The 12,503-nt window shown below is 71.5% G+C and carries 10 protein-coding genes; 6 read left to right on the top strand and 4 right to left on the bottom strand.

The window, feature by feature from the left end; genetic code table 11:
• Positions 1–107 precede the first annotated feature (107 nt).
• Complete coding sequence (locus SCNRRL3882_RS38835) at positions 108–1,487, top strand: GH1 family beta-glucosidase (RefSeq protein WP_010038189.1); 1,380 nt, start codon at positions 108–110, stop codon at positions 1,485–1,487.
• Positions 1,488–1,495: 8 nt separating this feature from the next.
• On the opposite strand, the gene SCNRRL3882_RS38830 is transcribed toward SCNRRL3882_RS38835, so the two are convergent.
• Positions 1,496–1,987: a hypothetical protein gene (locus SCNRRL3882_RS38830; protein ID WP_010038187.1), complete on the bottom strand. Its 492-nt coding sequence runs from the start codon at positions 1,985–1,987 to the stop codon at positions 1,496–1,498.
• On the bottom strand, positions 1,984–4,374 hold the full coding sequence (locus tag SCNRRL3882_RS38825) for a molybdopterin oxidoreductase family protein (RefSeq protein WP_010038185.1): 2,391 nt from the start codon (positions 4,372–4,374) through the stop codon (positions 1,984–1,986). Before SCNRRL3882_RS38825 ends, SCNRRL3882_RS38830 begins: the two co-directional genes overlap by 4 nt.
• Before the next feature lie 237 nt (positions 4,375–4,611).
• Here SCNRRL3882_RS38825 and SCNRRL3882_RS38820 point away from each other — a divergent pair, with 237 nt between their 5' ends.
• A complete protein-coding gene (locus tag SCNRRL3882_RS38820; protein WP_010038183.1) occupies positions 4,612–5,439 on the top strand; it encodes an SAM-dependent methyltransferase in 828 nt (275 codons plus the stop codon).
• 51 nt (positions 5,440–5,490) lie between these two features.
• On the opposite strand, the gene SCNRRL3882_RS38815 is transcribed toward SCNRRL3882_RS38820, so the two are convergent.
• On the bottom strand, positions 5,491–6,405 hold the full coding sequence (locus tag SCNRRL3882_RS38815) for a helix-turn-helix domain-containing protein (RefSeq protein ID WP_010038181.1): 915 nt from the start codon (positions 6,403–6,405) through the stop codon (positions 5,491–5,493).
• Between the two features lie 122 nt (positions 6,406–6,527).
• Positions 6,528–6,758: a DUF397 domain-containing protein gene (locus tag SCNRRL3882_RS38810; protein WP_029181057.1), complete on the bottom strand. Its 231-nt coding sequence runs from the start codon at positions 6,756–6,758 to the stop codon at positions 6,528–6,530.
• Between the two features lie 169 nt (positions 6,759–6,927).
• On the opposite strand from SCNRRL3882_RS38810, the gene SCNRRL3882_RS38805 reads away from it, so the two are divergent.
• From SCNRRL3882_RS38805 to SCNRRL3882_RS38790, 4 genes are all read left to right on the top strand, one after another.
• Positions 6,928–7,530, top strand: a complete 603-nt coding sequence (locus tag SCNRRL3882_RS38805; RefSeq protein ID WP_078602792.1) for an ATP-binding protein — start codon at positions 6,928–6,930, stop codon at positions 7,528–7,530.
• A 28-nt stretch (positions 7,531–7,558) separates the two neighbouring features.
• Positions 7,559–8,104, top strand: coding sequence for a hypothetical protein (locus tag SCNRRL3882_RS38800; RefSeq protein ID WP_010038169.1), 546 nt, complete (start codon positions 7,559–7,561; stop codon positions 8,102–8,104).
• Positions 8,105–8,209: 105 nt separating this feature from the next.
• The gene (locus tag SCNRRL3882_RS38795) at positions 8,210–10,948 is read left to right on the top strand and encodes a SpoIIE family protein phosphatase/ATP-binding protein (protein ID WP_102514934.1); all 2,739 of its coding nucleotides are present in this window, start codon (positions 8,210–8,212) and stop codon (positions 10,946–10,948) included.
• Positions 10,949–11,076: 128 nt separating this feature from the next.
• The gene (locus tag SCNRRL3882_RS38790) at positions 11,077–12,441 is read left to right on the top strand and encodes an FAD-dependent oxidoreductase (RefSeq protein ID WP_010038166.1); all 1,365 of its coding nucleotides are present in this window, start codon (positions 11,077–11,079) and stop codon (positions 12,439–12,441) included.
• Positions 12,442–12,503: the final 62 nt, after the last annotated feature.

Raw genomic sequence — 12,503 nt, 5'->3', positions numbered from 1 at the left:
GCGAGACTATGCGGGCGCGGGCACGACGACCCGCTCGACGCGCGCTCCGCCACCGATCCCGGTGGTTTCCCCCGGTTCGAGGGGCGGGGGCGGGCATCGTTGAGTACATGACTGACTTCCCGAGCTTTCCACCCGGCTTCGTGTTCGGGGCCGCTACCGCCTCGTATCAGATCGAGGGGGCGGTGCAGGAGGACGGACGTGGGGCGTCCATCTGGGACACCTACAGCCACACCCCCGGTCTGGTCGCGAACGGCGACACCGGTGACGTCGCCTGCGACCACTACCACCGTTATCCGCAGGACGTGACGCTGCTGCGGGAGCTGGGCGTGGACTCCTACCGGTTCTCGATCGCCTGGCCCCGCATCGTCCCGGACGGGGCCGGCCCCGTGAACCCCAAGGGGCTGGACTTCTACTCCCGCCTGGTCGACGAACTGCTCGCGGCCGGCATCGAGCCCGCCGCCACGCTCTACCACTGGGATCTGCCGCAGGCCCTGGAGGACGGCGGCGGCTGGCGGGTGCGGGACACCGCCGAGCGGTTCGGCGAGTACGCGGCCGTCGTCGCGGAGCACCTCGGCGACCGGGTGCCGCGCTGGATCACCCTCAACGAGCCGTGGTGCAGCGCCTTCCTCGGCTACTCCGTCGGCCGGCACGCCCCGGGCGCCCGTGAGGGCCGGGGCGCGCTGGCCGCCGCCCATCACCTGCTGGCCGGGCACGGTCTGGCCGTACGGGCGTTGCGGGCCGCCGGTGTGCGCGAGGTCGGCATCACTCTCAACCTCGACCACAACCTCCCCGCCACCGACTCCCCCGCCGACCGGGCGGCCGTCACCCGTGCCGACACACAGCACAACCTGGTGTGGACCGAGCCGATCCTTGCGGGCCGCTATCCGGACACCGAGGAGGAGACCTGGGGCGAGCTGATCACCGGTCAGGACTTCCGGCGGGACGGCGACCTGGAGCTGATCTCCCAGCCGCTGGACTTCCTCGGCGTCAACTACTACCGGCCGATCGTCGTGGCCGACGCCCCGTACCGGGAGAGCGACCCGGCGCGCCGCGTGGCGACGGACAACCGGTACGAGGAGGTACGGCTGCCCGGCGTCCGGCACACCGCCATGGGCTGGCCCGTCGCGCCCGGCACCTTCACCGACCTGCTGGTGGGACTCCACGAGCGGTACGGCGACGCACTGCCGCCCCTCCACATCACCGAGAACGGCTCGGCGGAGGACGACTGGGTGAGCCCCGACGGGGCCGTCCACGACAGCGACCGGGTCGCCTATCTGCGCGACCATCTCACCGCGCTGCGGGCCGCGATGGACGCCGGCGTGGACGTCCGCGGCTACTACGTGTGGTCGCTCCTCGACAACTTCGAGTGGGCCTTCGGCTACGGCAAACGCTTCGGGATCGTCCGCGTCGACTACGGCACGCAGGAGCGCACGCCGAAGGACAGCTACCGCTGGTACCGGGCCCTGATCGCCGCACAGCAGCGCTGACGGACCGGTCAGACGCTGGTCAGGAGCTGCGGCGCCAGGATCTTGATCATGGTGTTGGTCCAGCGGAGCTGCCGGAGCGTCTGTGGATGGCAGTCGGTGAACAGCGCCAGGAGCCGCTCGTCCCGGGTGGCCTGCGCCGCCTGGGCGAGCATCTCCCAGTGCAGGGAGTTCCGCGCGGCCGCCAGGTGCAGGTCGCGCAGGTCGTGCAGGAGGAGCAGGCCGGTCGCGGGGCGCCGGCCGAGTGCTTCCGACGCCTTCTCCCTGAGCGCGGCGAGTGCCCCGGGCGACGGGTTGTCGCGCGGTCCTGACAGGTCGAGGCCCAGGTCGCGGCCCGCGTCCGCGAGGCGGGCCGCGTGCTCCCGTGACCAGCCGGCGACATCGAGGGCGACATGGTGGAACTCGTGGTCGGTGTGGTGCCGTGCCGCGGCGGCCAGCAGATCCTGCTCCAGGTCGCGTTCGCCGTCATGGAGGAGGCGGAGTGTGGTGCCGATGCCGGTCATGTGCTGCTCCCCGCCGTCTCGGTCCGGGTGCCGGTGTCGCTCGCGCGCCGCGCAACGAGGGTGACACGGGCGGCGCCGGTCTTGAACAGTGGCTGTTTGGAGACCGGGTCCCAGTCGGTGATGGTGGTCTCGTTGGCGGCACGGCCCGGGCCGTCGTCGGGCGGGCGGTGGCCGGCCGGGGTGTCCCAGTAGCCGTAGTGGAAGGGCAGGAACACCATGCCGTCGCGGATCGCGGTGGTGCGCAGCCGGGCCCGTACCGCCCCGCGCGGGGTCGTGACCTGGACCAGGTCGCCGTCGGCGAGCCCCTGGGCGGATGCCTCGGCGGGTGAGATCTCCGCCCAGACGTCCGGCGCGGCGGCGTTCAGCTCGGGGGCGCGGGCGGTCTTGGTCCGGGTGTGGAAGTGGTACACGGTCCGGCCGGTGATGAGCTGGAGCGGGTAGTCGGCGGAGGTGTCCTCGTGGGGCGGGAGGTACTCCGCCGCCTTGATGACCGCCTTGCCGTCGGGGTTGAGGGACCGGTATTCCACGGGCTCCATGCTCGCCCCCGTGACCATGTCCTTTCCGTAGCTCTCGCAGGTGTCGGGGTGGGCGTAGGCGATGCCGTCGGTGTAGAGGCGCGCGGTGCCGTCGGGGGCCTGTTCGGTGCAGGGCCACTGGATGCCGCTGCCGCCGCGCAGCCGGTCGTAGTCGAGGCCTGTGTAGTCGCAGGGGCGGCCCGCGCTGCACCGCTGCCACGCCGCGAACGCCGACTCGGGGTCGTGCCAGGTGATCAGCGGCCCGTCGTCCTTGTCGCGGAAGTCCATGCGGGCGGCGAAGTCGAGGAAGATGTCCAGGTCGGCCCTGGCCTCGCCGGGCGGTTCGACGGCCTTCTCCGACAGGTGCACGGTGCGGTCGGCGTTGGTGAGGGTGCCGGTCTTCTCACCCCAGGTCGCCGCGGGCAGGACCACGTCGGCGAGCTGCGCGGTCTCGGTGAGGAAGAGGTCCTGCGCGACCACGAACAGCCGTTCCTGGGCGAGGATCGACCGGATACGGGACAGCTCGGGCAGGGACACGGCCGGGTTGGTGCCGGTGATCCACAGCATCCGGAGCGAGCCCTGCTCGGCGTAGCGGAAGATCTGCATCGCGTGGGTGGGCGGCGCGTAGTGCGGGATCGTCTCGGGGTTCACGTTCCACACCGCGGCCAGTTCGGCCACGTGCTGGTCGTTCTGCCAGTTGCGGAAGCCCGGGAGGTCGCCGTCCGCGCCGCATTCGCGGGTGTTCTCGGCGCTGGGCTGGCCGTTCATCTGCAGCAGTCCGCGGCCGGGGCGGCCCAGCATGCCGCGGACCAGGTGCAGGTTGTTGACCTGGACGGCGGCGGCGGTGGCCTGGTGGGACTGGTAGACGCCCTGGAGGACCGTGGACAGCAGCCGCTCGGCGGTGCCGAGGATCTCCGCCGCCCGCTCGATCTGCGCCGCGGGCACGTCGCAGATCCCGGCCGCCCAGCGGGGCGTGCACTCCTCGACCGCGGCCGCGAGCTCCTCGAAGCCGACGGTGTGCGCGTCGACGTAGGCCCGGTCGACGCGGCCGGTGCGGATGATCTCGTGCAGCAGCGCGTTGAGCAGCGCGACGTTCGTGCCCGCGCGCGGGGCCAGGTGGACGTCGGCGCGCCGGGCGACGTGCGTGTACCGCGGATCCACGCACACGAGCCGGGGCGGGTCGCTGCCCTCCAGACGGTCCAGGAGTCGCATCCACAGAACGGTCTGCGTCTCCGCCATGTTGTGCCCGAACAGGGCGACGGTGTCGGCGTGGTCGATGTCCTCGTAGGAGCCGGGCTGTCCGTCGCAGCCGAAGGTCTCCTTGAGCGCCTCGGCGGCGGTCGCCGTGCACAGCCGGGTGTTGCCGTCCAGGTGGTTGGTGCCGATGCCGGCGCGGGCGAGGACGGCCAGGGTGTAGTACTCCTCCAGGAACAACTGTCCGGTGGTGTAGAAGCCGATCGAGCCCGGGCCCTTGTCGTCCAGGAGGTGCCGGGCCCGGGCGGTGATCCGGCCCATGGCGGTGTCCCAGTCGGACTCCACCAGCCGGCCGTTCTCACGGACCAGGGGCCTGGTGAGCCGGTCCGGAGAGGCGTTGGCCTGCCAGCCGTAGAGGTCCTTGGGGCCCAGGCGTCCGCGGTTCACCCGGTCGGCGGCCCGGCCCCGCACCCCCACGATGCGGCCCTCGCGCACCGCGATGTCCATCGCGTCGCCGTTGGAATGCAGCAGCGAGGCGGACTGCACCCAGCGATCCACGTCCGGCTCGGCTATCCCGGCCCGCAGGTGCGTGTCCGTCCGGGACGGCCAGGGCGTGCCGGGGGCGTAGGGGGTACGCGCACCCCAGGGATCCGCGATCCGGTCGGCCGAGGTGTCCATGGTCCCACCTCCCACAGGAGAACGTCCCCTGGCGGGTACCCCGTCCATGCCCCCGGAGTCCGGTGACGCTGTGTACGCAAGCGCGCCACAGAGGGCACACACCGTCGCGCGAGACGATCATCCGGTCGTTCGATCGTGGGCACCTTCGCCACTGGGCTGGCAGCGGCCAACTCCCCCTCCCTAGGATGTACTTCCTGTCCAGCCAGTCCGTTGGCGCGGCACCACGCAGGGGGAACGATGCACTCCGAGAAGCAGTTGTCCACCGAGATCGACGCGAACGTGCCGACGGCAGCGCGCATGTACGACTACTACCTGGGCGGCAAGGACAACTACGCGGCGGACCGTGCCGCGTGCGAGGAACTCGACAAGGTCGTGCCCAGCACGCGCCGCCTGGCCCTGAACAACCGGCGCTTCCTCCAGCGGGTCGTGCGTACCCTCTCCGAGGAGTACGGCATCCGGCAGTACCTCGACCACGGATCAGGCCTGCCGACGCAGGACAACGTGCACCAGGTCGCCCAGCGCATCGACCCCTCGACCCACGTGGTGTACGTCGACAACGACCCGATGGTGCTGGTCCACGGCCGTGCGCTGCTGGAGCAGGACGAGCGCACGAGCGTCATCCACGCGGACATGCGCGAGACCGACCTGATCTTCGACCACCCCGACACCAAGCGGCTGATCGACTTCTCCGAGCCGGTGTGCGTGCTCTTCAACTCGGTGTTCCACTGCATCCCGGACAGCGACACCGACGGGCCGCTCGCGGTGGCCCGCCGCGTGCGGGAGCGGCTCGCGCCCGGCAGTTTCATGGTGATGTGCCAGTTGGTCAGCGAGGACCCCGAGGTCCGTGCCTTCGTCACGGACTTCATGGACCAGGCGACCCAGGGCCACTGGGGCCGCGTGCGTGAGGAGAAGGACGTCGCCGCGTACTTCGAGGGTCTGGAGATCCTCGAGCCGGGGCTGGTGGAGGTGTCCACGTGGCGTCCGGACACCGAGGTGGCGCCCCGTCAGCTCACGCACGAGTGGATCGAGTTCGGCGGTGTGGGTCGGATTCCGCTGGAGAAGTGACGCAGGTGCCTCGCGCGGGACGACCCGCGTCCCGCGCGAGGCACTCGCGCGTCACGGGTAGCGCTGCTCCATCGTCGTGCGCAGCAGTTCCAGGGAGTCACGGGGCTTGAGCGCCTCGTCCGCGAGGCGGTCCAGCGCGATCCGGTACTCCTCCGTCTCGTCGCGGTCCTCGAGGAAGTTCGCGCTCTTGATGTGCTCCAGGTAGACCACGTCGGGGAGGTCGAGGCCGCCGAAGCGCAGGTACGTGACCGGGATGGCCGGCGCTGAGGCGTTGGTGACGTTCAGCGGGACGATCTGCAGTGTCACGTTGGGTCGTTCGGCCATCTCGACGAGGTGCGCGAGCTGCTCCCGCATCACCTCTGTGCTGCCCAGGACGCGCAGCAGCACGGACTCGTCGATGACCGCCCACAGCTGCGGTGCCTCCGGCCGGAACAGCAACCGTGCCCGGTGTTTGCGGAGTTCGACGCGCCGCTCCACCTCACCGGCCGGTGCGTTCGGCAGGCCCCGCTCCACCACGGCCCTGGTGTAGGCGGGCGTCTGCAACAGGCCGGGCACGTACTGGATCTCGAAGGTACGGATGGTGGCGGCGGCCTCCTGGAGTCCGACCAGCCGGTCGAACCACTCGGGCATCAGCCGCTTGTCGTACCGCTGCCACCAGCCCGGCTCTCCAGCACGCTGCAGCAGCTTGAGCAGCACCGAGGCCTCGTAGTCGTCGGTGCCGTACAGCCGCAGCAGCGCGCGGACGTCGTTCTCCGTCGGCGGGCGGCGGCCCTTGCCGGACTCGATGCGGGACAGCTTCGCGGCACTGAAGCCGACAGCGCGCGCCGCCTGGTCCTGGGCGAGCCCGGCGTCCTCACGGAAGCCTGCCAGCTGCACACCGACCAGCATCTTCAGCAGAGTCGGCGCCGGCTCGGGCCTGTCCAGGTAGGGTTCCAGACGGGAGATGCGATGCGACGCGGCGGACATCCTGACTCCCAGCAGACCGGCACAAGGGCGATTTACACTATCGCACTCTGCCGGGCGTGCTCGCATCCCTCGGAGCAGCCGCACAGAAGTGGCGAGTTGGGCTCCACTTCACCAGGCCGGCCTCACAGCAGGTGGTCGAACTCGCCGTCCTTCGCTCCGGCCAGGAAAGCCGCCACCTCCGCCGCGGTGTAGACGAGCGCGGGCCCATCGGGGTCACGGGAGTTGCGCATCGCGATCCCCCCGTCGACGAGAGCGGCGACCTCGACGCAGTTGCCCTCGGCGTTGCTGCGGCGGCTCTTGATCCAGCAGGCCTCCAACGAGCTTGCCTGCACTCCGTTCTGCACTGGTGGCACCGCGGTCTCCTTGCTGTTCTCGTTCACGTCCCGGCTTGCGTACCCAACACGGCTCGTTTTTCACGCAATTTCGCGTGCAATTGCACGCGGACGCCGTCAGCGTGGATAATAGCCGCGGCGTCAACCCCTTTGTCGGCGCCGCGTTCTGACCTCGCATCGGGGAGATGCCGTGTCATCAGCTGCGCACCACGTGCTCCGGCCGCCCAGCGGGGCTGCGGCACACGCAGGCGCACCCGCCACGAGCACCGGGTTCCCGCCCGGCCCGCGCACGGTGACGCCGTACGAGGCGGCGCCGTACGTGACCCCGCCCCCGATGCCGGAGACGATGCCGCAGCCCTCCGGTGCCCTGTCCGCCTCGGCCGCCCTGCGCGTCGAGTGCAGCAGGGAGGGGTTCGCGCGCGCCCGGTCCTTCACCCGCGACACCCTGCACCTCTGGTCGCTCGACCACCGCTGCGACGACACGACGCTGGTCATCACCGAGCTCGCCGCCAACGCCGCGACACACGCGGCGCCGGGGGCGGCGGGTACGACCGGTATGCCGGCCGCTGCGGAGATCCGGCTCGGATTCCTCCTGGACCCCACGCACCTGCTGGTCACCGTCTCCGACCCCGACGACCACCCGCCCGTGTACGCCCCCACCGGCTCCGCCCTGGAGGAGCACGGCAGGGGCCTGTGCATCGTCGACGCCCTGTCCGAGGAGTGGGGCTGGACCCCCTGCCCTCCGGCGGGCAAGACGGTCTGGGCCAGGTTGTCGACCTGTCCCCCCATCTGACACGACTGCCGCGGAAAGGCCCCTCGCCATGCGCAGCGCTTCGACGGAACACCCGAGCAGCGAGCGCCCACAGCGCCCCGACGCCCCGTCCGGGGTCGCCAGGACCACGCCGCTCACCGCCCTGGACGGCGTGCCCTGGGGTGACATCCAGGACTCCACCGGTTCGGCGGCGGCCATTCCCCTCCTGCTCAACGGCATCGCCTGGGGTGACGCCGAGACCGCCCGCTCCGCACTCGCCGACCTGCGCCGGCGGATCTGTCAGTTCGGCTTCGTCGTGGAACAGGCGACGGCCGCCACGGTTCCCTTCCTGTGGGAGCTGGCGAAGCTGCCGCAGGTGACCTGCCGCGCCCAGATCATCCAGCTGCTCAAGAGCATCGCCGACGCCCGGCAGTGGGAGAGCACCGCCGCCGTCTACCCGAAGCTGCTGAACCGCCGGGAGAACCCGGTGGTGTGGGAGCGTGCGGCGCGGCAGGCGGTGCGGGCCCGGCGCGGTGAGCTCGGCCGGCTGATGGCGGACGAGGACACGGAGATCGCCCGGGCCACGAGCGAGCTCGCCCGCTCCCTGAGCACCTGAGGCCGCGAGCCGTCCTGAGGCTGCGGGGTGACGAAACGGTGAGGCCCCCTGTCACCATGGGTGACGCCCCTCGCCTCGCGCGGCCGGGCAGTGTAGACATGGCACATGGTCCGACTCTTGGGTCGATCCGGGACTCGATCGCCCCTGCGGCCCGGCGCTGCGCCGTCTGCCCGACGGCAGCGGCGGGAGGCGGGCCCGTCGCGGTGGCAGCCGGTGGCGGGGCTGCGGTCGGTGCTGGGCGGACGCAGTGTCGCCGGACAGGTGTTCCTGCTCGTCGTGGTGATCGTGCTGCTGCTGGTGGTGGCGGCCGTGGTGGCGCTGGTCCTGCAAGTGCGGCACGACACGACCCAGGAGGCGCGCAACCGTTCGCTCGCCGTCGCGGAGACCTTCGCCAACGCGCCGGGCACGGTCGAGGCGCTGGAGAGCCCCGACCCCACGGCGGTGCTCCAGCCGCGTGCCGAGGCCGCCCGTGAGCAGTCGAAGGTCGACTTCATCGTCGTCATGAACACCGACGGGATCCGCTACACCCATCCCAAGCCGGACCGCATCGGGAAGAAGTTCGTGGGGACGATCGCGCCGGCGCTGGCCGGGGAGTCGTTCACCGAGGAGATCGAGGGCACCATCGGTCCGCTGGTCCAGGCCGTGGTGCCGGTGAAGAATCCGGACGGCCGGGTCGTGGGGCTGGTCTCGGCGGGCATCACGACGAAGAACGTCGGCGGTACCGCGGACCGTCAGCTGCCGCTCGTGCTGTCCGCCGCCGCGGCGGCGCTGGCCCTGGCGACGGCGGGTGCCGCGCTGGTGAGCCGGCGGCTGCTGCGCCAGACGCACGGGCTCGGGCCGCACGAGATGACCCGGATGTACGAGCACCACGACGCCGTGCTGCACGCCGTCCGCGAGGGCGTGCTCATCGTCGACGACGGGGGCACCCTGCTGCTCGCCAACGACGAGGCGCACCGGCTGCTCGGACTGCCCGCCGACGCCGAGGGACGGCACGTGCTCAGCCTGGGGCTCGACCCCGGCACCGCCGAGCTGCTGGCCTCCGGGCGCGTCGCCACGGACGAAGTGCATCTCGTCGGGGACCGGCTGCTCGCCGTGAACCAGCGCACCACGGACCGTGCGGGCGTCCCGCCCGGCAGCGTCGCCACGCTCCGCGACTCCACCGAGCTGCGTGCCCTGTCCGGCCGGGCCGAGGCCGCGCGGGAACGGCTCAACATGCTGTACGACGCCGGGGTGGGCATCGGGACGAGCCTGGACGTGACCCGTACGGCCGAGGAGCTTGCCGAGCTGGCGGTTCCCCGGTTCGCCGACTTCGCCACCGTGGACCTGTTCGACGCGGTGCTGGGCGGCGGGCAGCCGGACGCGGCGGCCGCGCTCAGCCGGGTGGCGCTCAGCGGGGTCCGCAAGGACGCCCCGCTCTACCCCGTCGGCGAGCGGATCAGGTTCGTCGAGTCCTCCCCGCAGGGCCGCAGCCTCGACACCGGCCGGCCCGTCCTGGAACCCCGGCTGAGCGAGGCCCCCGGCTGGCAGGCGCAGGACCTCGAGCGCTCCGCGCAGATCGTGGAGTACGGCATCCACTCCCTGATCACCGTGCCGCTGCGGGCCGGTTCCCTGGTGCTCGGCGTGGTCAGCTTCTGGCGCTTCGAGAAGCCGGAGCCCTTCGACACGGACGAGCTGGCCCTGGCGGAGGAGCTGGTCGCGCGGGCCGCCGTCTCCATCGACAACGCGCGCCGCTACACCCGCGAGCACAGCATGGCGGTGACGCTCCAGCGCAGCCTGCTCCCCCGGAACCTGCCCGAACAGGACGCCCTGGAGATCGCCTACCGTTATCTGCCCGCGCAGGCCGGGGTGGGCGGCGACTGGTTCGACGTGCTGCCGTTGTCGGGGGCCCGCGTCGCGCTCGTGGTCGGGGACGTCGTCGGCCACGGGCTGCACGCCGCGGCCACCATGGGACGGCTGCGCACCGCGGTGCACAACTTCTCCGCCCTCGACCTCCCGCCCGACGAACTCATCGCCCTGCTGGACGAGCTGGTCGGCCGCATCGACCAGGACGAGACGGAGGAGGAGGGCAGCGCCCCCGTCACCGGCGCGACCTGTCTGTACGCCGTGTACGACCCGGTCTCCCGGCGCTGTACCGTCGCACGGGCCGGGCATCCCCCGCCGGCGCTGATTCATCCCGACGGCAGTGTCGAGTTCCCCGACGTGCCCGCCGGCCCCCCGCTCGGGCTCGGCGGCCTGCCCTTCGAGACGGCGGAGCTGGAGCTGGCGGAGGGCAGTCGGCTCGTCCTCTACACCGACGGGCTGGTCGAGGACCGGGAGCGGGACATCGACGTCGGGCTGGACATGCTGCGCGAGGCGCTGGGCCGGTCCGGCCGGTCACCGGAGGACACCTGCCGGACCGTCCTGGACTCGCAGCTCACGGCTCGCTCCAGCGACGACATCGCGCTGATCGTCGCGCGCACCCGGGCCCTCGCCGCCGACCAGGTCGCCGAGTGGCCGGTGCCGGCCGATCCGGCGGCCGTGGGCGAGGTACGGGCGGCGGTCACCCGGCAGCTGGCCCGGTGGGGACTGGACGAGCTGACGTTCACCACGGAGCTGATCCTGAGCGAGCTGGTCACCAACGCGCTCCGGTACGGGGGCGGCCCCATCCACGTCCGGGTGCTGCGCGACCGCAACCTGATCTGCGAAGTGTCCGACAGCAGCAGCACGTCGCCGCGTCTGCGGTACGCGACGATGACGGACGAGGGCGGGCGAGGGCTGTTCCTGGTCGCGCAGCTCGCCGAGCGCTGGGGGACGCGCTATCTGCCCGCCGGGAAGGTGATCTGGGCGGAGCAGCCGCTGCCATAAGCAGCCACGAGGGGTGCTCATAAGGTCGCCTTATGAGCTCATAGACCGGACCCGCGTACCAACTTAGGCATGCCTCAGTTTAGGCTTCACGGCGAGATCGCTTGTCGCCGCTCGAAGGGAACCTGACCATGCCCCGCCCCCTGCGGGTAGCCATCGTCGGATCCGGCCCCGCCGGGATCTACGCCGCCGACGCCCTGCTCAAGTCCGAGGTGGCCGCCGAACCCGGCGTGTCCATCGACATCTTCGAGCGCATGCCGGCGCCGTTCGGACTGATCCGGTACGGCGTCGCCCCCGACCACCCGCGGATCAAGGGCATCATCACCGCCCTGCACCAGGTCCTCGACAAGCCGCAGATCCGGCTCTTCGGCAACGTGGACTACGGCACCGACATCAGCCTGGACGACCTGCGGGCGTTCTACGACGGCGTGATCTTCGCCACCGGCGCGATGGCCGACCGGGCGCTGTCCCTCCCGGGCATCGACCTCGACGGCTCGTACGGTGCAGCGGACTTCGTGTCCTGGTACGACGGCCACCCGGACGTGCCGCGCACCTGGCCGCTGGAGGCGGAGAAGGTCGCCGTGCTCGGCGTCGGCAACGTCGCGCTCGACATCGCACGCGTCCTGGCCAAGACGGCGGACGAGCTGCTCCCGACGGAGATCCCGCCGAACGTCTACGAGGGACTCAAGGGCAACCGGGCCAAGGAGATCCACGTGTTCGGCCGCCGCGGCCCGGCCCAGGCGAAGTTCAGCCCGATGGAGTTGCGGGAGCTGGACCACTCCCCCAACATCGAGGTCATCGTCGACCCCGAGGACATCGACTACGACGAGGGCTCGATCGCGACCCGGCGCGGCAACAAGCAGGCAGACATGGTCGCCAAGACCCTGGAGAACTGGGCCATCCGCGACGTCGGCGACCGGCCCCACAAGCTCTTCCTGCACTTCTTCGAGTCGCCGGTGGAGATCCTGGGCGAGGACGGCAAGGTCGTCGGGCTGCGCACCGAGCGCACGGAACTCGACGGCACCGGCAACGTCAAGGGCGTCGGCACGTTCAAGACCTGGGACGTCGGCGCGGTCTACCGCGCCGTCGGCTACCTGTCCGACAAACTCCCCAAGCTGCCCTGGGACCTCGACTCCGGCACCGTCCCCGACGAGGGCGGCCGGGTCATGCAGGAGACCGGCGAGCACCTTCAGTCCACGTACGTCACCGGCTGGATCCGGCGCGGCCCCGTCGGCCTCATCGGCCACACCAAGGGCGACGCGAACGAGACGGTGGCGAACCTGCTGGACGACTACGCGAACGGCCGGCTGCACACGCCCGCCTCCCCCGCCCTCGAGGCCGTGGACGCGTTCCTCGCCGAGCGGAACGTCCGCTTCACCACCTGGGACGGCTGGTACAAGCTGGACGCCGCGGAGAAGGCGCTGGGCGCGCCCGAGGGTCGCGAGCGCGTGAAGATCGTCGAGCGTGAGGACATGCTGCGGGCCAGCGGCGCCTGACGTCTCCACACCCCGTGGGCGGGTCCGGTGGCAATGCCACCGGACCCGCCCTTATGCGTGCT

The sequence above is a fragment of the Streptomyces chartreusis NRRL 3882 genome, assembly GCF_900236475.1.
GTDB classification, from domain to species: Bacteria; Actinomycetota; Actinomycetes; order Streptomycetales; family Streptomycetaceae; genus Streptomyces; species Streptomyces chartreusis_D.
This window is presented reverse-complemented; position numbering and strand designations above follow the sequence as displayed.